The 21,220-nt window shown below is 65.9% G+C and carries 18 protein-coding genes and 2 pseudogenes; 5 read left to right on the forward strand and 15 right to left on the reverse strand.

Translation table 11 applies throughout. The features are described 5' to 3' along the window. Nucleotides 1–32: 32 nt before the first annotated feature. Complete coding sequence (locus AC3ANK_RS17865; RefSeq protein WP_484171624.1) at nucleotides 33–2,219, reverse strand: phage infection protein; 2,187 nt, start codon at nucleotides 2,217–2,219, stop codon at nucleotides 33–35. Between the two features lie 135 nt (nucleotides 2,220–2,354). Here AC3ANK_RS17865 and AC3ANK_RS17870 point away from each other — a divergent pair. Next, nucleotides 2,355–3,236: pseudogene (locus AC3ANK_RS17870) on the forward strand (YifB family Mg chelatase-like AAA ATPase); the annotation flags it as partial. Nucleotides 3,237–3,376: 140 nt separating this feature from the next. On the opposite strand, the gene AC3ANK_RS17875 reads toward AC3ANK_RS17870, so the two are convergent. The 3 genes from AC3ANK_RS17875 to AC3ANK_RS17885 all read right to left on the reverse strand — a co-directional run bounded on the left by AC3ANK_RS17875 (nucleotide 3,377) and on the right by AC3ANK_RS17885 (nucleotide 5,789). After that, nucleotides 3,377–3,853 carry a hypothetical protein gene (locus AC3ANK_RS17875; protein WP_484171625.1) on the reverse strand — a complete coding sequence of 159 codons (477 nt, stop codon included), beginning with the start codon at nucleotides 3,851–3,853 and terminating at the stop codon, nucleotides 3,377–3,379. A 53-nt stretch (nucleotides 3,854–3,906) separates the two neighbouring features. Further along, nucleotides 3,907–4,377 carry a hypothetical protein gene (locus AC3ANK_RS17880; protein ID WP_484171626.1) on the reverse strand — a complete coding sequence of 157 codons (471 nt, stop codon included), beginning with the start codon at nucleotides 4,375–4,377 and terminating at the stop codon, nucleotides 3,907–3,909. A 242-nt stretch (nucleotides 4,378–4,619) separates the two neighbouring features. Further along, nucleotides 4,620–5,789: a putative peptide maturation dehydrogenase gene (locus tag AC3ANK_RS17885; RefSeq protein WP_484171627.1), complete on the reverse strand. Its 1,170-nt coding sequence runs from the start codon at nucleotides 5,787–5,789 to the stop codon at nucleotides 4,620–4,622. 132 nt (nucleotides 5,790–5,921) lie between these two features. On the opposite strand from AC3ANK_RS17885, the gene AC3ANK_RS17890 reads away from it, so the two are divergent. From AC3ANK_RS17890 to AC3ANK_RS17900, 3 genes are all read left to right on the forward strand, one after another. After that, nucleotides 5,922–6,275, forward strand: a complete 354-nt coding sequence (locus tag AC3ANK_RS17890; RefSeq protein WP_484171628.1) for an NHLP-related RiPP peptide — start codon at nucleotides 5,922–5,924, stop codon at nucleotides 6,273–6,275. A 24-nt stretch (nucleotides 6,276–6,299) separates the two neighbouring features. Beyond that, entirely contained in the window at nucleotides 6,300–6,734 is a 435-nt protein-coding gene (locus AC3ANK_RS17895) for an NHLP-related RiPP peptide (RefSeq protein ID WP_206862070.1), read from the forward strand. A 141-nt stretch (nucleotides 6,735–6,875) separates the two neighbouring features. Then, nucleotides 6,876–7,223, forward strand: a complete 348-nt coding sequence (locus tag AC3ANK_RS17900) for an NHLP-related RiPP peptide (protein ID WP_206862069.1) — start codon at nucleotides 6,876–6,878, stop codon at nucleotides 7,221–7,223. Here AC3ANK_RS17900 and AC3ANK_RS17905 read toward each other — a convergent pair. The 4 genes from AC3ANK_RS17905 to aceB form a co-directional block, all read right to left on the reverse strand. Continuing rightward, nucleotides 7,166–9,790, reverse strand: coding sequence for a putative peptide modification system cyclase (locus AC3ANK_RS17905; protein WP_484171629.1), 2,625 nt, complete (start codon nucleotides 9,788–9,790; stop codon nucleotides 7,166–7,168). The two genes, AC3ANK_RS17900 and AC3ANK_RS17905, sit on opposite strands and share 58 nt — an antisense overlap. A 22-nt stretch (nucleotides 9,791–9,812) precedes the next feature. Beyond that, the gene (locus AC3ANK_RS17910) at nucleotides 9,813–10,865 is read right to left on the reverse strand and encodes a GGDEF domain-containing protein (RefSeq protein WP_206862067.1); all 1,053 of its coding nucleotides are present in this window, start codon (nucleotides 10,863–10,865) and stop codon (nucleotides 9,813–9,815) included. 297 nt (nucleotides 10,866–11,162) lie between these two features. Next, nucleotides 11,163–12,464 carry an isocitrate lyase gene (gene aceA, locus AC3ANK_RS17915; RefSeq protein ID WP_484171630.1) on the reverse strand — a complete coding sequence of 434 codons (1,302 nt, stop codon included), beginning with the start codon at nucleotides 12,462–12,464 and terminating at the stop codon, nucleotides 11,163–11,165. Nucleotides 12,465–12,541: 77 nt separating this feature from the next. Further along, nucleotides 12,542–14,161: a malate synthase A gene (gene aceB / locus AC3ANK_RS17920; RefSeq protein WP_484171631.1), complete on the reverse strand. Its 1,620-nt coding sequence runs from the start codon at nucleotides 14,159–14,161 to the stop codon at nucleotides 12,542–12,544. Nucleotides 14,162–14,271: 110 nt separating this feature from the next. Between aceB and AC3ANK_RS17925 the strand changes: the two genes are divergently transcribed. Further along, nucleotides 14,272–15,240: a LysR family transcriptional regulator gene (locus tag AC3ANK_RS17925; protein ID WP_206862064.1), complete on the forward strand. Its 969-nt coding sequence runs from the start codon at nucleotides 14,272–14,274 to the stop codon at nucleotides 15,238–15,240. Between the two features lie 40 nt (nucleotides 15,241–15,280). On the opposite strand, the gene AC3ANK_RS17930 is transcribed toward AC3ANK_RS17925, so the two are convergent. From AC3ANK_RS17930 to oleD, 7 genes and pseudogenes are all read right to left on the reverse strand, one after another. After that, nucleotides 15,281–15,886 carry a lysophospholipid acyltransferase family protein gene (locus AC3ANK_RS17930; RefSeq protein WP_206862063.1) on the reverse strand — a complete coding sequence of 202 codons (606 nt, stop codon included), beginning with the start codon at nucleotides 15,884–15,886 and terminating at the stop codon, nucleotides 15,281–15,283. Nucleotides 15,887–15,959: 73 nt separating this feature from the next. Continuing rightward, the gene (gene arfB, locus AC3ANK_RS17935) at nucleotides 15,960–16,379 is read right to left on the reverse strand and encodes an alternative ribosome rescue aminoacyl-tRNA hydrolase ArfB (RefSeq protein ID WP_206862062.1); all 420 of its coding nucleotides are present in this window, start codon (nucleotides 16,377–16,379) and stop codon (nucleotides 15,960–15,962) included. Nucleotides 16,380–16,604: 225 nt separating this feature from the next. Then, a pseudogene (locus tag AC3ANK_RS17940) lies at nucleotides 16,605–17,276 on the reverse strand (pseudouridine synthase); the annotation flags it as partial. 145 nt (nucleotides 17,277–17,421) lie between these two features. Then, nucleotides 17,422–19,098: a ubiquinone biosynthesis regulatory protein kinase UbiB gene (gene ubiB / locus AC3ANK_RS17945; RefSeq protein ID WP_206862060.1), complete on the reverse strand. Its 1,677-nt coding sequence runs from the start codon at nucleotides 19,096–19,098 to the stop codon at nucleotides 17,422–17,424. Next, nucleotides 19,095–19,742: a ubiquinone biosynthesis accessory factor UbiJ gene (locus AC3ANK_RS17950; RefSeq protein WP_484171632.1), complete on the reverse strand. Its 648-nt coding sequence runs from the start codon at nucleotides 19,740–19,742 to the stop codon at nucleotides 19,095–19,097. The genes ubiB and AC3ANK_RS17950 overlap by 4 nt, the downstream gene beginning before the upstream one ends. Nucleotides 19,743–19,852: 110 nt before the next feature. Continuing rightward, complete coding sequence (locus tag AC3ANK_RS17955; RefSeq protein WP_115844375.1) at nucleotides 19,853–20,011, reverse strand: DUF1328 domain-containing protein; 159 nt, start codon at nucleotides 20,009–20,011, stop codon at nucleotides 19,853–19,855. Nucleotides 20,012–20,099: 88 nt separating this feature from the next. Beyond that, nucleotides 20,100–21,095, reverse strand: coding sequence for a 2-alkyl-3-oxoalkanoate reductase (gene oleD / locus AC3ANK_RS17960; protein ID WP_484171633.1), 996 nt, complete (start codon nucleotides 21,093–21,095; stop codon nucleotides 20,100–20,102). Between the last annotated feature and the right edge of the window lie 125 nt (nucleotides 21,096–21,220).

Raw genomic sequence — 21,220 nt, forward strand, 5'->3', positions numbered from 1 at the left:
ACGCGTAGTAGAAGTTGGACGCTCGCGAGCTTCTACGCCGTTTCGGCTTCAGCGACCTTCTTCGGCTCAGGCTTTAACTTCCGATAGAGCCGGCGAAGGTGCTCGTCCGACATGTCCACAATCGGCTCGTACATGAACGAGTTGAGATGGATCGCTTCAGGCGTCATGAGCAGAACTTGACGCATAAGGGCATTACCGTCGGCGTCGTCGTGGAATTTGACCTTATACAAATCGTACAACCCAGCGGTCTGATTCCCCTTGATTGCCTCAACCGCCGCCGGATCATTGATCCGGCTAATCATGAACTCCTCTGCTGCTAGCCGAATGGCAATCGAGAGGACGATCTTATTCTCGAAATTCACGCTTTCAGGAGCCGCCAGGCATTCAGCCGCGACCTCATGAATGAACGCCATGAGGTTTCGACCGGGATCAGCATCCACTACGTTCTTCGACAGAATGGAGTTGAACTGAGCATCGAGATCACCAACGGTCAGCGTGCCTGAGTCAGGCTTGATGTGAAGCATCTTTGTCATCAGCACGTAAGGCGCCGAAGATTGCCCCTGCGTGTACTCCGCAATGTTCCTGATGAATGGGATCGTCGCGATCTTGATCACTCGATTGGAATGGTAGTTGTTCTTCCAGTGGTCGAAGACGTTCTTAACCCCGTATGCCTTCTGCAACGTAATTCCATCCTGCGTCTTGACCGCCATGAAGCAGGCGTCGCGTCCCTTCATGATTCGGGAGCATGCTGTGCGGAAAAAGTCGAAGTTGTGCGTGAGAAGGATTTGCCGGAAGTTGTCGTGGTCGGCGGCATCCTTGAGGTATTCGATGATCGCGTACTTATTCTTGTAGTCGAATGAGTCAGCAATGTCGTCAATCACAAACAAGGACGGCTGCCCAGATCGCATCCGAACTTGCATGTCAAACAGAACATTGAGGATGTAGAACGCCTTCTTCTCGCCCATGCTCAACGATGTCAGAAGATTGTCGCGCTCGATCGACGCAGCCTCATTTCCATCGTGGAACGTGAACCCAAGCGTCGGAAGCTTGTCCATTCCGAGGATGACGGGAACGAGGTTCTTCACTTCAAGCCGGAAGGGCACCGAGAAGCGATCGTTGAACACATCGATCACGTTCTCCCACTCGGTCCGCTCTTTAGCGGCAGCCTCTTCTAGACCTCGCTTGCTCTCATCCGTTGCCTCGGCGAGCGATATCAATTCCTGGACCTGCTCAAAGCAGACCTTCAGGTACGACTTGATCACCAGCTCACGGAAACCTTCGATATCAGCGAGGTACGGGAGCACGTGCTCATTTTCAGAGAGGAATGCGTGCAGGGTACGAAGGTCGGCGTTCTTGTTCAGCGCCTTCTCAATGGCATCGTACTTTTGCTTCAGGTCAGGATCATTGGTGATCGAGTCGCGTTCCTGCTGGATGATCTGCTCCAACTCCGAAACGTCCGCGATCTCTCGTTCCTCCGAGCCATTGAGACGAACGACATGCTTCGCCTTAAAAAAGCCGTTCTCCGCTAGGCTTCGAGCGATTGTCGACGCATTGTAGTAGTTGAAGACGCCGCGCTTAAAGTACTGTGACTTATCCAGGAGCGCGTTGTAACTCTTAACATACGCTTCGAGAGCTTGTTTAAAGTCCTTCGCACTGATTACACCCAAGGTCTTCTCATCGAAGATCAGGTCGTACTTCACGGATGCAAACGGTGCATCACTCTGCTTAGCCACCTCACCACTGACGCGCGCCAGCGCTTGAATGAACGCGTTGTCCGACGATGTAAAAGTGGATGAAACAGCGCGCTCTATGTTCTTTGAGCCAGAGACTGCCCGCAGCGCCTTGATCAATCGCTCCTTCGACTCGGAGACCCCTTTGATCAGCTTCTCGTACTCGACGCGAAGCGCACTGTTAACAAGTAGGGTCGATAGCTTCTCGTTCGGCAGGACGTCGTCGTAGCTCTTAACTACAACAACCGAGTCTGCGCTGAGCTCATTGCCCGCTTCATCACGAACAACGCGCTTCGTCGAACGTGAAGAGAAGATTCGATCCTTGGTCTGACGACCGCCGGCTATGTCACGGAACGTTTCAGCGAACGAGGTTTTCATCGCGCCGTTCGGCGCGTAGATGGCGACTACCCCCGTTTGCGTGAAATCCAGTTCAGCACTCAGCTTCTTGATGCCGTAGCAGTTTTCAAGATCGAGCAACAGCTTGTCCATGCCGCAATTCCCCTGTGGTTCCCCAGCCGCATCTTCCGCCATTCGGGGCGGATGGACCAATTGTCCCAGCCCCCATCTCACAGGGTGCGACCGTCCGCCCCGCCTCAGCGGGAGGTTGGTTTAATCAGCCCTTTTATGCTGCTGATCGGACCGCCCGGCTGCGGCAAGACGCTGCTGGCTTCGCGTCTTCCCGGCGTGCTGCCGGAAGCGACGGAGGACGAAGCGTTGGAAGCGGCGGCGATCGCGTCCGTGAGCGGGCGCGGCCTCGACCCGGCGCGCTGGCGCGAGCGGCCCTTCCGTTCGCCGCACCACACGGCGAGCGCGGTCGCACTGGTCGGTGGCGGCGCGCAGCCGCGGCCGGGCGAGATCTCGCTAGCGCACCAGGGCGTGCTGTTCCTCGACGAGTTGCCCGAATGGGATCGCCGCGCGCTGGAAGTCCTTCGCGAACCGCTGGAGTCCGGCGTCATCACCGTTTCGCGTGCGGCGCGCAGTGCAGAGTTCCCGGCGCGTTTCCAGCTGGTCGCGGCGATGAATCCTTGTCCCTGCGGCTGGGCGGGCGACCCGTCCGGCCGCTGCCGCTGCAGCCCGGATGCGGTACGGCGTTATCGCGGGCGGGTGTCCGGACCGCTGCTCGATCGCATCGACCTGCACGTCGAAGTCGCGCGACTGCCGCCGGCCGAGCTGCGGCCCGACGCGCCCGCGGGCGAATCGACCGCAACGGTACGCGCCCGCGTCGTCGAAGCCCGGGAACGCCAGTACGCGCGCGCGGGGAAGACGAACGCGGTGCTGGATCAGCCCGAGACCGCCTCCGCGTGTCGCCTCGCCGACGCCGACCGGCTGCTGCTCGAACGCGCGGTGGAAGCGCTGCAGCTGTCGGCACGGTCGATGCACCGCATCCTGCGCGTGGCGCGCACGATCGCCGACCTGGAAGGCGCCGATGCCATCGGCACCGCGCATCTCACCGAAGCGATATCGCTGCGACGGGCGACGCGCGGGATCGAAGCCGCGGCGGCTTGAGTGCAGCGCGACAGAGGAATCGCATACAGATAAGCGCGTCGCCACGCACGCAACGACGAGGAACGGGCGACGGTGAATCGCCACACGCGATCCCGCCAGCGATGTATCGCTCCAGCCTTTCAGCCAGCGCGTGCAAGCGATCAACCGCAGCGGTCGCCGCAAACCTTCGGGCGTTCGAGGAAATCGCGTGCGCCTTCACGCGCTTCGCGCATCTCGGCTTCCGTGCCGCAGCGCGTGACCTTCGTGTTGGTGCCGGACATGCGCTCGCGCCAGCACACCTGCTTGTCGTCGCGACCGGCGCGGGTGTTCTTCACTTCCGCGTTGATGCGCTCCAGCGCGTTCTCGAGTCGCACCTTGTCGTCCATCGAAAGTTCGTCAAGCGAGGTTTTGCCCTCCGTCACCGCGAACACTTCCGCCTGCGACTTGCGGATGGCATTGACCTGCCGGGTGGTCATGCCCTCGGTCTTGCCGGCGTCGAGGTCGCGCTTGAGTTCATTCTGCTGCGCGAGGATGCGGTCGAGTTTCTCGGGCGGCGCGGCCTCATCCTGCGCGAATGCGTCGAACGGCAGGACCATCGCCAGGGCGAGCAGCAGCGCCATCAACGAATGCATCTTCATGCCACTGCGCTCCAATCGGGAATGCCGCCATGCTGCGGCCTGGGATGCCGCGATCAATCGCTCTTGCAATCCATGCAGGCGCCGCGCGAATCCATCATGTTGCGCGCGGCCTCGCGCTGCTCGCGCCATTGAGCGGCGGTCTTGCAGATGCGTTCCTTGCGCGTGCTGCCCAGCACCGGACGGCGCTCGCAGACCATGCGCTCGTCGTCCTGGTTGTTCACCACGGCCTCGATCCATTCCAGCGTGTTGAAGACTTCCGTCTTCTGCTGGTCGTTGAGCTCCTCGGTGGAGCGCTTGCCGTCGATCGTCTCAAGCATGCGCGCCTGCTTGTTCAACAGTTCGCTGCGCTGCGAGGCCGACAGGTCCTTGTAGCGACCCGTGCGCGCCTCCACGCCGTCACGGATCTCGTACTGCTGGGTGCGGATGTCGTCGAGCATCAGCACGCGGCTGTCGACGGACGCGAACGCCGGGGCGGCCAGTGCCAGGCCCAGGACAACGGCGGGAACGAAGCGGAGGGCGCGCATTTCGACAGTCCTTGTGACGAGTCTCCAACGATATCGCGCCAGATTCGGCAATGTCGACTGCCCTGTGCGGCAAATAACATCGTTCAGCCACCCCCGTTTTGTAGCCCGGGTAAGCGCAGCGCACCCGGGGAGCCGTCACGCCGCACCCGCACGCCGTCGTGCGCCACTTCCCCTTCCCCAACCCTCCCTGTCGGCCGCTTCGCCTGGCATTACCGGCGGCCCGCCGGCGCCGCCCGCCCTGCTCACTCCGCCCGCTGCCACACCCTTTCGGCCGGATCGAGCTCCGCCGTCTCCATCACCGGCCCGCGCCAGCCAAAGCCGCAGATCGCCAGCGCGCCCTGGTGGATCGGATCCAGACCGAAGGCCTGCTCCAGCTCGACCTCGTTGATCGCGCCGGTGATGAACGCGCCCAGCCCGGCGTCGGTCGCGGCCAGGTAGAGCGTCTGCGACAGATGGCCCCCTTCCAGCGCGATCACGCGATAGCCCTTCGCGTGGTTCCGGTATTTCCAGAAGGTCCGATCGAAGCGCGGCGACAGCAGGACGACGACGTGCGCGTCGGCGAACCAATGCTGCTGCGCGACCATGTCCATCACGAACTCGCGCAGCGGCTTGGCCGGCGCCGGCAACGGTCCGAGCGCGTGCTCCTGCGACTGGTAGTGATACAGGCCGGGCGCGACGCCGTCGACGTGCTGCACGATCAGGTAGCACTCCATCGGGTGCAGGCCGCCGCCGGAGGGCACGTTCTTCTTCAGGAACACCGTGTCGTCGGTGACGCGCACTTCCGCCTGCGCGGCGAACACGCGTTGCAGCACCTGCGCGAACGTGTCGAACGGCAACGTGCGCGACGCATCGAAATTGCGGCAGGTCGCACGGCGCGCGAGCAGGTCGTCGAAGGACGTCGGCGCGATGCGCGGAAGCCGCACGCACACATCGTCGTCGACGCGGCGCGCGGCTTCCACGGGCGGCGCACCGAGCACCTGCCGCATCGCGACCGCGGTTTCGGTGCCGCTGTCCTTCTGGTTCTGCACCGTGTCCACGCCGCTCCATCGCGTGAACGCGTGCAGCGTCGCGGCGAGCGGATGCCAGTACGTGCGACGCAGCGATTCGTCGCGTTCGCGCATGTCGGCGTGTTCGGGCGCGTCGCTGACCACCAGCCCTTCGCGCAGCAGGCGCGCGAGCGTACCCGCGTCGGCCTCTATCGAATCCGCGTCGATCCATTGACCGGGGCTAAGCACGCCGAGCAGTTCGCGCTCGTCGCCATCGACCTCGACTTCCTGGCCCAGATGCGGCGCGAGCGCGAGCCAGCGCCGCTCGCGATTGAGACCGTCGCCGCCGGTCAACAGGAGGGAAAGGTCGAATTCCACCTGTTCGCGCGGCTCGAAATACACCACTCCACAACGACGGATACGCATGCCCGGGTCCCTGTTGGCGAAGCGGCTACTTTGCTTGCGGCCGGGCCAGTTGGGAAGTAGGTTGGCGTGCCGGCGCGGGATCGCCCGGGTCGCCGGCCAATGCCAAGCAGTCACTCAACGGAAGGAAAGGACATGCAAGCGATATCGACCGAACAGGAAGTACGGACGGAGACGTCCGGCAAGCCCCGCGCTGTGCCGATGACCCACGCGGCTGCCATCAAGCTGGTGGACCTGCTCGCGACCAGCGATGAGTTCCGCGAAATCTTCATGCGCGATACGCGCACGGCGCTGGAAACCTGGCAGTTCGACCAGCAGACCCAGGACTTCTTCTGGTGGGATTGCAGGATGGGCATCCGGCAACTGGCGTCGAAAGAAGTGATCGGCGCTGCGCGGAATGAAATCCTTTCGATGCTGACGGCAGGCCTGTCGCAGGTTGCCCCGAAGCTTGATGCGGACTACTCAAGTCAACACCGCCTGCATCAGTAACGTCATGGCGCGCCGGAGATCGCTGTGAGCGCGGTGCCGCTCCAGCGCCACCGCGCGCCGGGAAATGCTGCCCATCAACGCAAGTCACTCAACGGAAGAAAGGACATGCAAGCGATATCGACCGAACAGGAAGTGCGGACGGAAACGTCCGGCAAGACCCGCACCGTGCCGATGAACCGGCCGGCGGCGATCAAGCTGGTGGATCTGCTCGCGACCAACGACGAGTTCCGCGACGTCTTCATGCGCGATGCGCGCATGGCGCTGGAGACCTGGCAGTTTGATCAGGACACGATCGATTGGTTCTGGTGGGATTGCAAGATGGGCATCACGCAACTGGCGCCCAAGGAGGTCATCCGCGCTGCTCAAGAGGAAATCCTCTCCATGTTGCTGGCGGGCCTCGGCCAGACTGTGCCGCAGCTGGACAGCGGTCTCGAAAGCAGCCGCCGCCTGAAGCAGTAGTCGGTCTCTCTGCTCTCGCCCCCGCCGCGAAAGCGGCGGGGGCCAACCAAGCATCCGACACGCGGTTGTGACAGCAAGCACAAACCGGTTAGATTTTGCCGGATTGGCCCGCAACGGGCTCTTTGACGGGGAAGATTGGGGATGAACAAGCCGCTGACCGCACCGCTGGACCCGGCTTTGGCCGACCGGCTCCTGGACCTTTTGAGCACCGACGACCTGTTTCGCGAGCGCTTCCAGCGCGATCATCTCGCCGCGCTGCGCACCCTCGGCTATGAATCGCCGTCGCCGGGACAAATGACGGCTTGTGGTGAAGTGGCTCCGGCCACTGAACTGGAGCCGTTCCGCGAGTGCAAGGTCAAGAATCTGGTGTCAAAGGACGTCATCAAGGCGGCGCGGGACGAGATTCGCGCCATGCTGATGCGTGGCCTCGATCAAACAGTCCCCAACCTGGACGTCGCAACTGCGGACGTGCGCTGGGTTCGCAAGTAATCCGGTAGAGCTTCGGTTGGCCAGAACTGATCGAAGCTCTGCATTTTCTGTTCGAACTCCTTGGTGTTCCCCTGCTTCTTTAGGATCTGGGCTTCGACCAAGGCTGCGATGTTGCTGTCTGCAATGTTCAGACTCTGCAGGCACTGACCACAACGAAGCTCCATGAATGCCACACCCCGCTTGCGCTGCAGCCATCGGGCGTGGTCGAGCGCCTGAGGCAGGTTCCCCGCATCGAATTGGGCGCGCATAAGCACGACGCGCGTCTGGTAGCGCTCACCATCGTCCAGATATGGCGTCAGGAGCGCCACGGCCTCGCCTGGACGTTTCTGGAGTCGCAGCACCTCCGCGCGCATTACATCGCGGAGTTCCGCCAGGCTCCTCACCTTCATCAGATCGGGCCGCGTCGCCAGGGCGCGGTCCACGTCTCCGGCGACTGATGGTTCACCCATGCGAAGCGCGAGCAGAGCACCTCCCACTGCTACGGCGACGTCCTCGTCTGCATAAACATTCGTCGTCGATTCAAGCGCCGCGACCGCGCGCCGGGACGCCTCGCGCGCAGAGCGCATCGCTGCGGGCTTGTCGCCCGCCAGCCAACTCGAAGTCGCGGCGGGGAGCAGGAACGCGCGCGCATCGAAGCTATCCGGATCATCGATCATCGCCAGCGCGGTCCTGGAGGCCTCCTGGGCCTGCTTCCAGCGTGCCTGGTCAAGCGCGATCGTGGTCTTCTCGATCCAGCCGTGGAGGTCGTCGCCGGGCACTTTCGCGAGCATCTGCTCGGCGCTCGGATACTTTCGCTGGGTGGCTTCCAGCGCCGCGAGGCGACGGAAACTGCCGTTACGCCCCCGAGCCACGGCACGCTGGAACGATGCGCGCGCATTCTCGTAGTCAGCGGTCGCAAGTTGCAGCCTGCCGAGGATGTCCAGGTTCATCGGCGCATATTCGTACTGGTCGGACGTGGCCGCCTTGGCGAATCGTATCGCCTGTGCGTAACGGGCGTCCCGATAATGCGCGATCGCAAGGTTGCCCTGTGCCGGGAAGTAGTCTGGATAGAACTTCGCCAGCTCCTCCCACTTCTTCACTGCCTGCGCCGGATCCTTGATCCTCGCGGTCCAGGCGTCCAAGTACATGCGCTCCCTAGGGGAGAGGTGATCCTTCAGCTGCTCCGCCTTCGTCAGCGGTTCAAGCGCCGTCTGCAGATTCTCGGTTCCGAACGTGACACGAACCTGCCCCAGCCAAGCCAAGGCGAACTTCGGATCCAATGACGTAGCCCGCGAATAGAACTGCTGCGCTTCGGCATAGTTGGCACGCGCCATGGCCTGTTGACCTAGGGCATAGGCCCTGAGGGCATCCAGGCTGCTAGTGGTCACCTTCGGAAGTGGTATCGAGTCGTTTTGAATTGACGGCAGCTCTTCACCCAGAGTTTCCCGAAGCGTTGCCGTCACCGCATCTATCGAGGTGAGGGTCGAGTCGGCACCGATGCCATCCGCCGACTTGGCATAAATCGTCGTCTGCGTATGCGGGTCGATAATCTCGGCGCTGACTCGCACCTTGCCACCGACTTCGGCGACCGTCGGTAGGATCACCGCACGCGCTCCATCACGCAGGGCAATTTCTGACGCGATGGCGCGGTCGAGGATGGTGTCGGGCTTTAGCTGCATGCGCGTGAGCGTGTCGCGCGCCTTCAAGTCGCTCAGCACGTTGACGTAGCGCGACTGCTCCAGGCTGATGCGGAATGCCTGTTCGAGCGAGTCGTCGAGCACGCTCTGGCCGGTGAGGTTGCGAAGGTCCGCAACCACAACCCAATCACGCTGGTTGAAGGCGATCGCCGGCGCGGGGCGCGTGGCGAACCAGACGCCCACGCCGATGCCGGCGATGATCGCGGCCTCGGCGGCGAGCGCGGCGGGGCGACGCCACAACGGAAGATCGCGCCAGGCCTTGGGCGTGTTCGGCGGCATGCGCAGCGGCGCAATGCCGGGTTCGCCGACCTCGTAGATCTGCTGGCCGTCGGGCACGCCCTTGAAGCGCCAGCGACCGTGCGATTTCCACAGCAGGTGCTGGCCGCGTTCGCCCAGTTCGCGCGCGGCGCGATGCGCCAGCGGCTCGGCGACGGCCGACAGCAGGATCTGCCCGGGGCGCGCCATGGCCATCAGGCGCGCGGCCATGGGCTTGGCGAGGCCTTCGACTTCGAGCGGCTTGGCGCCGACCTGCACCGCTTCGTCGCTGTTGCGCCAGGTGAGCACTTCGCCGACGTGCAGGCCAGCGCGCGCGCGCAGCTCGAGCCGGCGCGCGTCGCCCATCTCGCGCAGTTCGCGCACGTAGTCGAGCGCGAAGCCCAGGCCATCGATGGGGCGTTCGAACAGCAGCAGCAGACCGTCGGAACGGTCGATCAACCGGCCGCGCCAGCGCTGTTGCAGATCCAGCACCAGTCGATCGTGGTCGCGGAACAGCGTGGCCGCCTGCACGTCGCCGATGCGCTCGACCAGCGTGGTCGAATCGCAAAGATCGGTGAGCAGCAGCGTGCGCAGCTGTGGCGCTTCGATCGAGGGGCGATGGGTCATCTCGTTCATCGCGTCCTTCCGCTCCGTCGGCTCAGGCCGAAGTCAGTTCCATGTCGTGCCAATGCACGCGGTTGCCGCCCAGGCGCTTGGCCTGGTACAGCGCCGCGTCGGCGTGTGCGTATGCGTCGTTCCAGTCGCGCGCGGGGTCGATCAGGCAGGCGCCGACGCTCAAAGGACACATCAGCGGCGTGCCGTGCGACATCTGCATCAGGCCCTGCGCGGTGGTCACGATGAAGTCGGCGAAGCGCATCACTTCGCCGCGCTGGTCGGTCTGCACCAGCAGGCAGAATTCGTCGCCGCCTAGGCGGCAGGCGAAATCGTCCGGCCCCGCGACCGAACGCAGGATGTTCGCCACGCCCTGCAACACGCGGTCGCCGATGAGGTGGCCGTGGTCGTCGTTGACCTGCTTGAAGCGGTCGCAGTCGACCAGCAGCAGCCCCATGCTGCGCGGCGTGCCCAGGTCGCGGCATTCCTGCAGGTGCAGGGTGAGTCCGCGGCGGTTGTACAGGCGGGTGAGTTCGTCCGTGCGGACGAGCTCTTCAGTCTGGTTGAGCTGGTGCGTCGCGGCGTACAGGCTGTCGAGCGCCGACTGCAGTTCTTCGTTGCGACGACGCAGGCGGCGAATCAGGCTCTGCTCGTTCAGCACCACGCGCAGGATGGCGCGGCGCAGGAAATACGACACCAGGCCCGGATCGCGATCGACCAGGCGCTGGAATTCCTCGTGGCGCAGTTCGATCAGCAGGCCGTCGCTGGCGGCCACCGCATCCGCGCTGCGGACGTGGTCGCCGATGAGCAGGCCGAGTTCGCCGAAGAATTCGCTGGGGCCCAGGCGCTTGCCGACGAGGTCGTCGCCGAAATCCAGGTCGACGACACCGCGTGCGATGACGAACATCGTCGTGCCCAGCTCGCCGCGACGGAACAGCAGCTGGCCTGCTTCGACGCGACGCGGACGGCCCAGTTCGGCGAACAGCTCGTATTCCGCTTCGGTGAGCACCGCCGTCGCCACATCCGCAGGCGCCGTGCTGGAGCTACCGGAGTTGATGGAATCGCGCGTCCGGAGGGACGCCACGCTGTCACGAGTCATCCAACGAGGGCCCAGACCCTGGGGAGGCTGGAGAATAGCACCTGAATTGGATGTCTAACGGAGGACACGGGCGAGGGCGGACAAGCGGTGCTGAATGGGCGCGCGTGGCGGTTTCCGCTGCGGGTTCGGGGGCTTCTGAGCCCTCTTGCCTCGGCGAGGGGGAAGGGTCGGCGCGTGCGATGTGGTGAGCGGCCCGCACGTCGCGGTTCAAACGTGCGGTTCTGTCGCGCTGCGGTGCCTACTTCACCCCCCCTGCATTTGCAGGGGAGGGAGTAGCGGCGCAGGTCTCGGGAAGGCTTACGCCGCCGCAGCCCGCTTCTCGTGGAACTGCTCTTCCTCCGTGGACCCCTTCAGCGCGACGGTCGAGGACTGCCCGCCCTGGATCGTCTGCGTCACCGCGTCGAAGTACCCGGTGCCGACCTCGCGCTGGTGCTTCACCGCAGTGAAACCCTTTTCGGCCGCAGCGAACTCGGCTTCCTGCAGTTCGACGAACGCGCTCATCTGCCGGCGCGCGTAACCGTGCGCCAGGTTGAACATGCCGTAGTTCAGGCTGTGGAAGCCGGCCAGCGTGATGAACTGGAACTTGTACCCGTACGACGCGAGGGCCGATTGGAACTTCGCGATCGTCGCGTCGTCGAGGTTCTTCTTCCAGTTGAAGCTCGGCGAGCAGTTGTACGCGAGCAGCTTGCCGGGGAACTTCGCGTGGATCGCCTCGGCGAACCTGCGCGCGAACTCCAGATCCGGCTTGCCGGTCTCGCACCACACCAGGTCCGCATACGGCGCGTAGGCGAGGCCACGACTGATCGCCTGGTCCAGGCCCTTGCTGGTCTTGTAGAAACCTTCGACGGTGCGTTCGCCGGTGCAGAACGGCTTGTCGTTGTCGTCGATGTCGGAGGTGATGAGGTCGGCGGCTTCGGCATCGGTGCGCGCGACGATCAGCGTCGGCACGCCCATGACGTCCGCCGCCAAGCGCGCGGCGACGAGCTTTTCGATGGCCTCGCGCGTCGGCACCAGCACCTTGCCGCCCATGTGGCCGCACTTCTTCACGCTGGCGAGCTGGTCTTCGAAATGCACGCCCGCAGCACCGGCCTCGATCATGCCCTTCATCAGTTCGAACGCGTTGAGCACGCCGCCAAAACCGGCTTCGGCGTCGGCGACGATCGGCTGCAGGAAGTCGACATCACCGGTGCCTTCCGCGCACTGGATCTGGTCCGCGCGCAGCAGCGTGTTGTTGATGCGTCGCACGACCTGCGGCACGGAGTTCGCCGGATACAGCGACTGGTCGGGATACATCTCGCCGGCGATGTTCGCATCCGCCGCGACCTGCCAGCCGGAGAGGTAGATCGCCTTCAATCCGGCCTTCACCTGCTGCATCGCCTGGTTGCCGGTGAGCGCGCCGAGCGCGTTGACGAACGGCTCGCTGTGCAGCGAATTCCACAGCTTCTGCGCGCCGAGCTTCGCGAGCGAATGTTCCACCTGCACCGTGCCGCGCAGGCGCACGACGTCCTGCGGACAGTACGGGCGCGTGATGCCGGCCCAGCGCGGATTCGTCGCCCAGTCGTGGCGGAGTTGTTCTGCGGTTTGCAGCGAGGTGTTCATGGCGGTGCCCTCTGCTTTCGATTTTGAAGCCCTCCCCTTCAGGGGAAGGTCGGGTGGGAATGGTGTTTCGCGGCGCTTCAATCCAGCCGCGCGTACGCGGGCAGCGTGAGGAAGTCCTCCAGCGTGTCGGAGTGCGTCAGTCGATCGAGCACGCCGATCGCCTCGTTGATGCGGCTGCCGCCCGCGATGCGCGAGCGATCGCCCAGGCGTGCCGGCAGATTGAGGAAGGCGCGTTCGAGCAGCGCGAAGTCGACCGGCGTTCCGTCGTCGAGGTGCAGTCCTTCGCTGTGCAGCCATTGCCACAGCTGCGTACGCGCGATTTCCGCGGTCGCCGCGTCCTCCATCAGCCAGTGGATCGGCACGCAGCCGTTGCCGTCGAGCCATGCGGCGAGATAACGCACGCACACCTCGACGTTGTTCTCGAAGCCGGTGCGCGTGATCGTTCCGAGCGACGGCTTGACGAGGTCGTCGCGCGTGACCCACACGTCCTCGCGCAGCACGTGGCGCTGGTTCGGCGTGGGCATGCGTTCGTCGAAGATGGCTTGCGCGAGCGGAATCAGCGCCGGATGCGCGACCCACGTGCCGTCGTGCCCGGCGGTGACTTCGCGCAGCTTGTCCGCGCGCACCTTCGCGAGCGCGGCCTCGTTGGCCTCTTCGTCGCCGCTGATCGGAATCTGCGCCGCCATCCCGCCCATCGCGTGTGCGCCGCGCTTGTGGCAGGCCTGGATCAGCAGTTCCGAATACGCCTTGAGGAACGGCTGCGCCATCGTCACCTGGGCGCGCTCGGGCAGCACCTTGTCGCGGTGCGCGCGGAAGGTCTTGATGTACGAGAACACGTAATCCCACCGGCCGCAGTTGAGGCCGGCGATGCGCGTGCGCAGCGCGTGCAGGATCTCGTCCATCTCGAACACCGCTGGCAGCGTCTCGATCAGGACCGTGACTTTCATCTGCCCGGGCGGCAGGCGCAGCGCGCGTTCGATGTGGTCGAGCACGTCGTTCCACAGCTGCGCCTCTTCCATCGACTGCAGCTTGGGCAGGTAGAAGTACGGGCCGCGATCGATCGCCGCGAGTTCGCGCGCGTTGTGGAAGGCGAACAGGCCCAGGTCGAACAGGCTCGCCGACATCGCGATGCCATCGATGCGCACGTGCTTCTCGTCCAGGTGCCAGCCGCGCGGACGGACCATCAGCACGGCCTGCTCCCCGAACGGACGCAGCGCGTAGTGCTTGCCGGCGTCGCTGGTGAATTCGAGCGTGCCGCGCACGGCGTCGATCAGTGCGCGCTGGCCGGCGATGAGGTTCGGCCAGGTCGGCGCGGTGCTGTCCTCGAAGTCGGCCATGTAGACCTTCGCGCCGGAGTTCAGCGCGTTGATCACCATCTTCGGATCGACCGGGCCGGTGATCTCGACGCGACGGTCGAGCAGCGCCTGCGGCAACGGGGCGACCTTCCAGGCGCCGTCGCGGATGGCCTTCGTGTCGTCGCGGAAATCCGGCAGCCCACCTGCGTCGAAGAAGGCCTGGCGTTCGCGACGCGCCTTGAGACGCGCCTGGCGGGCGGATTCGAAACGCGCATGGAGATCGGCGAGGAAGGCCAGCGCGGCCGGGCTCAGTACGTCCGCCTGGCCGGCGACCTGGGCGATGACCTCGATCCCGGGCTGTTCGGGTGCCGCCTGCTGTGGCTGCGCCATGACTGCCGACATGCTGTAACTCCGTGGTAACCGTGGAGGGCCACCATGCGCCGGCGTTTGTTATTTGACAATGAAGCTTTGTCAATGCATATCATTAGTTCTGCTAATACGGATCGCCAAAGATGGCCTCCAACCCGTCCAGCACGCCCCGTTTCGCGTACAAGGGCGACCGCCTGAAGCCGCTTCGCGCCTTCTGTCAGACGGCGCGGCTGGGGTCGGTCTCACGGGCCGCCGAGGCGCTGTACCTCAGCCAACCGGCGGTGACCCTGCAGTTGCAGGCGCTGGAACGAGAGATGGGCGTGCGCCTGCTCGAGCGCAGTGGCCGCCGCATCGCGCTGACCCGGGAGGGGCAGGAGCTGTACGACCTCGCCCGGCCGCTGGTCGAAGGGCTCGACGGCCTGGATGCCGCCTTCCACGAGCGCATCCGCGGTCTGGATGCGGGCGAACTGAACGTCGCCGCCGGCAGCTCGACCATCCTCTACCTGCTGCCGCCGATCGTGGAGGCCTTCCGCGCCGCGCATCCCGAAGTGCGCCTGAGCCTGCACAACGTCACCGGCGCCAGCGGCCTGGACCTGCTGCGCTCGGACGCCGTGGACCTGGCGGTCGGCTCGATGCTCGACGTGCCGGCGGACCTGAGCTACGAGCCGGTCTACCGCTTCGAGCCGATGCTGATCACCCCGCGCGACCACCCGCTGGCGCAGAAGGAGAAGATCGCGCTGGACGACCTGTCGCCCTACGGCCTGATCCTGCCGCCGCAGCGCCTGACCACGTATCGCCTGATCGACCTGGTGTTCCAGCAGAACCGCGTGCCCTACACGGTCGCGCTGGAAGTGGGCGGCTGGGAGGTGATCAAGCAGTATGTGGCCATGGGTCTGGGGATCAGCATCGTCACGGCGATCTGCCTGACCGAAGCCGATCGCGAACGGCTTTCCGCGCGCTCGCTGGCCGAGTATTTCCCCTCCCGCACCTATGGCGTGGTGGTCCGGAAGGGCAAGTATTTGTCGCCGCAAGCGCGGGCATTTGTGGAGCTTATAAAACCCGCGCTGTTCGAACGCGGGGATTATTACTCGACCGGCCAGTCCGAGCGCTGACGTTCAAGCCGGGATCAGCGACCTCAGCGAGGCGTGATCGTCAGGCGTCGTGGTTCTTGCCGTTGGACACGCTGCGATACCACTCGCGGATGCGCGCGACGTCGGATTCGTAGTGGTCGGTGAGCTCGAACGGCGCGCCGATGCCGATGATCCGGCGCCCGTAATGGAAATACGCCGGCACCACCGGCACGCCGGCGGCCTTGGCGATGCGCCAGAAGCCAGGCTTCCACTTCTCCACGACCTTGCGCGTGCCTTCCGGCGCCAGCCCGTACCAGAAGCGGTCGGCGCTGCGGATCATCTGCGCCGCCTGTTCGACCACGCCCTGCGCGGCCTTGCGGTCCACCGGGATCACGCCCAGGCGCTTGAGCACGGGGCCCATCACCGGGACCTTCAGCAGCGTGTCCTTGCCGAGCACCTTCAGGTCCAGCCCCAAGGCCATCAACACCGCGAAGCCCCACACGCCGTCCCAGTTGGAGGAATGCGGCGCGCCGATCAGCACCACTTTCGGCAGGTCGGGGAACGCGCCTTCCATGCGCCAGCCTCCCAGTCGGAGCACGGTCCTGCCGATCCAGCGGACGAATGCGTTGCGATGGATGCGCGGCGCGCTGGGCGGCAGCGGCAGCACCGGAGAAGCGGCGTCGGACATGTCCCCTCGTGGGTCGTGCGGTGGTGGTGCGGTGTTCGTGCGGCGGTCGGCCCTTCGCAGGCTCTTGCTTCGATCAGTCCCAGTCGCGCCGGGACCGCTCGCGCTTGATCGTACCGCGTTCGCGCTTTCCGCTGAGCCGTCGCTCCTTCGACGCGCGCGACGGACGGGTCGCGATGCGCGGCGCGGCGACCTGCAGCCCGCCCGCGATGAACGCCGCCAGCCGCTCGCGCGCATCCTCGCGGTTGCGCTCCTGGGTGCGGAAGCGCTGCGCGCTGATCACCAGCACGCCATCGTCGGTGATGCGCCGGTCGCGCTTCGCCAGCAGCCGCTCGCGCAGGGCTTCTGGCAGTGACGGCGACGTGGCGATGTCGAACCGCAACTCGACCGCGGTGGCGACCTTGTTGACGTTCTGCCCACCCGGCCCGGACGAGCGCACGAAGCGCTCGACCAGTTCGGCGTCGGGAATCGCCAGGCGGGGCGTGATCTGGAGCATGGGGCGGGACTTTAGCGGGATTCGGGATTGGGAGTCGCGGAGCTTCTGTAGCCCGGGTAAGGCGAAGCCGCACCCGGGTTGCCGCGGCGAGTTCCACAAGGACGCGTGCACGTCGAGGGTGCAACGCGCTGCGGCCCGTTCATCACTACCGCAACTGAGTTGCACCGCGGTGCGGTGCGGCTTCGCCTTACCCCGGGCCACAGAGGCGACACCTCTCGCCCCTCCCTACTCCGCCACGAACCCCTCGAACAACGCCAACGCCTTGCCGAATTCCGCATCGACCGGCGCCCGCACCTCGATCCGCTCGCCCGTGGCCGGATGCACGAACGCCAACCGCCGCGCATGCAGCAGCATGCGGTGGATGCCGAGCATGCGGAAATTGCGGTTGTGGCGTCCGTCGCCGTGGCTGGTGTCGCCGATCAGGTGGTGCGACAGATGCTTGAGATGGCGCCGGATCTGCCGGAAGCGCCCCGTCTCCGGCTGCGCGCACAGCAGCGCATAACGCGAGGTTTCGAATCCCGCCGACGGCATCGCCAACTCGGTCGTCGCCAGCCGCGTGAAGCGCGTCACCGCCGGCTTCTTCAGCGGCTTGCCGGGGCCGCCATCGAGCGGGTGGTCGACGGCGAACGCCTCCTCCGGCCAACCGCGACACACGGCCCAGTAGTCCTTCTCCACCTCGCGCGACATGAGCACCTTGCCGAGTGCGGAAGCCGTCTCGCGATCGAACGCCAACAACAGGCAGCCGCTGGTCGCGCGATCGAGCCGATGCACCAGGAAAATCGGCCGGCCGAACTGCTCGCGCAGACGGTCGGCCGCGAAGTCCGTCTCGCCGCGCGCCAGGGCGCTGTCATGCACCATCAGGCCCGCGGGCTTGTTGACGATGGCGAGCGTGTCGTCGGCATGGATGACCTCCAGCGCAGGAGCCTCGGCGCTACGCGCCTCGCACCCCCTCCCAACCTCCCCCTGCAAGCAGGGGGAGGCGTCAGCTTCTGCTCCCTCCCCTGCTTGCAGGGGAGGGAGCGAAGAACAGTGGGGTTTTTTCCTATCGCCCACGCGGCCACGCCGCCAGCAGCGCCCACAGTCCACCCAGCCCCGCGATCCACGCCGACGCCGGCACCGACCAGAAACGCGGCCCGCCCGCTTCCAGGCCGTACAGCACCGCCGCGCAGATCAGCAGGCCGACGCCGAGCACCGCCGCCACCGCCTTGCGCTGCGCGGTGCGGATCGTGCGGTTGAGCTCGACCAGGTCGCGCGAACGCAGGTTCAACTCGTGCTTTCCCTCGACCTGCTGCGTCAGCCACGCGTGCAGCAGGCGCGGCATTTCCGGCGCGTGCGTGACCAGTTCCGGCAGGCGTTTGCGGAACTCGCTCGCCAGGCGCTGCGGGCTGTAACGCTCGATGAGGATGCGCTGCAGCACCGGACGTGCCACCGCCCAGATGTCGAGCTTCGGATCGAGCAGGCGACCCACGCCCTCGATGTTCAGCAGCGTCTTCTGCAACAGGATCAGCTGCGGCTGCAGCGTGAGTTCGTAGCGCTGCGCCGTGCGGAACAGCTTGAGCAGCACCTCGGCCAGCGAGATCTCGCTCAGCGGCCGCGTGAAATACGGCTCGCACACCGCGCGCGCGGCGGCTTCGAGTTCGTCGATGCGGATGTGCGACGGCATCCAGCCCGCGCGCACGTGCAGTTCGGCGATGCGGCGGTAATCGCGGTTGAAGATCGCCATGAAGTTCTCGGCGAGGTAGTACTGATCCTCGTCCGAGAGCTGGCCGACGATGCCGAAATCCAGCGCGATGAAGCGCGGGTTCGTACGGCGCGCCGGATCGCTGTCGACCCAGATGTTGCCGGCGTGCGCGTCGGCGTGGAAGAAGTTGTCGCGGAACACTTCCGTGTAGAACACGCGCACACCCTTGGCGGCGAGCGCGTGGCGATCGATGCCGGCGTCGTCCAGCGCGGCGATGTCGTCCGACGGAATGCCGTACACGCGTTCCAGCGTCAGCACGCGCTCGGCGGTGTGCGACCAGATCACCTCCGGCACGTACAGGTCGTCGCTGTCCTGCCAGAAACGGCGCAGCACGCTGGCGTTGGCGCCTTCGCGTTGCAGGTCGAGTTCGGCGGCAAGGGTGTTCTCGACCTCCTCGACGATCAGGTGCGGACGGATCTTGTCGGCGGCCGGATGCGTGCGGTTGACGACGCCGGCCACGGCCTTCAGCAGCGCGATGTCGCCGGCGATCTGCTTCTCGATGTCCGGCCGCAGTACCTTCACCACGATCTCGCGCGAGACGCCGTTCGCGTCGGGCGGAAGCGTCGCGGCGTGCACCTGTGCGATCGACGCCGACGCCAGCGGCGTGGTGTCGAAATGCGCGAAGGCCTCGCTCACCGGCCGCTGCAATGCGTTCTCGACGATCAGGCGCGCCGTCTCGCCGTCGAACGGCTGCACGCGATCCTGCAGCAACGCGAGCTCCTCGGCGATGTCCGGCGGCACCAGGTCGCGGCGCGTGGAGAGGATCTGCCCGAACTTGACGAAGATCGGCCCCAGCTCCTGCAGGGCCATGCGCAGCCGCGCGCCGCGCGAAAGGCTGGCGACTTCGGCGGACGCGCGCGGCACGAACGGGCGCGCGAGTTTCAGCCAGCCTTCGACGGGCGTGTCGTCGAGCAGGTCGTCGAGGCGGTAACGAATGAGCACCCGGCCGATGCGCCAGGCGCGGAACACCGGCTTCATGCCACGCCTCCGGCACGGACGCGCAGTCGCGACACGCGTGCGGCCAGGCGTTCGACGTCGTCGCGCAGGGTGTCGACGTCGTCGTGGAAGGCGTTGAGCTCCTCGCGCGGCACGACGTCGCGCGATTCCTCGGTGACGAACTCGGCCGCGTTCGTCGCGAATGCACCGGCGGCGCCGCGCGCGTGACGCAGGCCGGCGCGGACCGCGTTGGCGATCTGCACGCCGGCGATCTCGCCGAACACGCGCACGAACGGCTGCTGCCAGTCCGGATCGAAGCGTTCGGCGAGACGTTGCAGGCGTCGCGCGAGATCGGCGTCGCCCTCGATGCGCAGCTTGCCGACCGGCGGTGCATCGTCGTTGCGAAGGAACGGCAGCTGCGACAGCAGCCCGCCCAGCGTGGCGCGAACGGACAGGTCGGGCTCCTCGTCGGCGACCGGGCCGACCTCGAGCCGCTCGCCCACCACGCGCACCTGCAGCGCCAGCGCGGGCGCGGACACGCGCAGCACGACGCGGCGCCCGTCGAGGGCGCGCAACTGGTCGCGGGTTTCGGGATCGAGCGCGAGGGCGCGGTTGAGGGCGGTTTCGAGGGCGCGCCCGGCCAGCGGCTTCAGTGCGGCCAATGGCGAGGAAGTCGGGTCGGTCATGCGGCCATTGTAGCCGCGCCCCGCACCCGCTCCTGCCCTGGCCTTTCGCGCCGGACGGCCCCCTCGAACCGGCCGTCCGGCGCGGGCATTACGTGAGTCGGATCAGGCGGTCAGACCCGGCGACCGCGCAGCATCGAGATGACGGCCAGCACCAGGAACACGACGAACAGGATCCAGGCGATGTTGCTGGCGGCGCCGGCGATTCCACTGAAGCCGAGGACCGCGGCGATGATCGCGATGACGAAGAAGATGACGGCGTAGCTGAGCATCGGTGCACTCCGTGGCGCGGTGCGCCTGACTGGGTGTAATCGATGCTAGGCACGGAGCGGTCGCCGAAAGGTGACGATCCGCGCCGCCTCAAGCGCCCATGCAGGCCGCCTTCAGTCGGGTGAGTCCCTCGTGAATGCTGACCGATGGCACGTAGCCGAAATCGCGTCGCGCAGGCGCCATGTCGTACCAGTGCGTCGTGCTCAACTGCTCGGCGAGGAAACGCGTCATCGGTGGTTCGCCCTTCAACGGCAGCGCATGCCACAAGCCTTCGCACACCACGCCCGCGGCGTACGCGACGCCGAACGGAATGGTCTTCGACACCTGCGGCGCGCCGGCGGCGTCGAGCAGGCCGTTGACGATCTCGCGCACCGTGCGCGGCTCGCCGTTGCTGATGAAGTACGCGCGGCCGGCGCACGCGGCGCCGGGGCGCAGGTGTTCGAACGCGTCGAAATGCGCCTGCGCGGCGTTGTCGACGTAGGTCGTGTCGATGCGGTTGTTGCCGTCGCCGACGAAACGCAGGCGCCCCGCCTTCGCGCGTTCGACCAGGCGCGGCAGCAGCTGGTTGTCGCCCACGCCCCAGATCAGCCGCGGACGCAGCGCGACGGTGGCGAGTGCGGCGTCGTTGGCGGCGATGACGAGCTTCTCGGCGATCTGCTTGGTCGCCGCGTACGGCGCCTTGAGGTGCTCGCCATAGGGCGCGGTCTCGGCGGTGCCGCCTTCGACCGGATGCGTCTTGCGATGCGTGACGCTGGGCGTGGAGGTGTAGACCAGGCGTGCGATGCCGTGCGCGCGGCAGGCGTCGATGACGTTCCGCGTGCCGACGACGTTGGCCAGGTGGTAGCTCTCGTAGCTGCCCCACGCGCCGGCCTTGGCGGCGTTGTGGAAGATCGCCTCGCAGCCGGCCGCGGCGGCGGCGACGGCGTCGCGCTGCGCGAGATCGCCCTGCACCTGGGCCACGCCGAGCCGGTCGAGCGCGTCGTATCGGCCCCGGTTGAAGCTGACGACCTCATGCCCCCGTTCGCGCAGGCCGCGGCACAGCGCCTGCCCGAGGAACCCGCCGCCACCGGTCACCAGGATCTTCATCGGGCGTCTCCGTTCGCAAAGGGGTCACACCATAACGGGGCCGGCGGCAGGTTCCAACGCCCGGCCCGGTGGGCGCGAAGGCCGTCGCAACCCGTCCTTCATGAATCTTCATCCGCATTTCAGGC

The organism is Lysobacter sp. SCRH-1R (genome assembly GCF_057747855.1).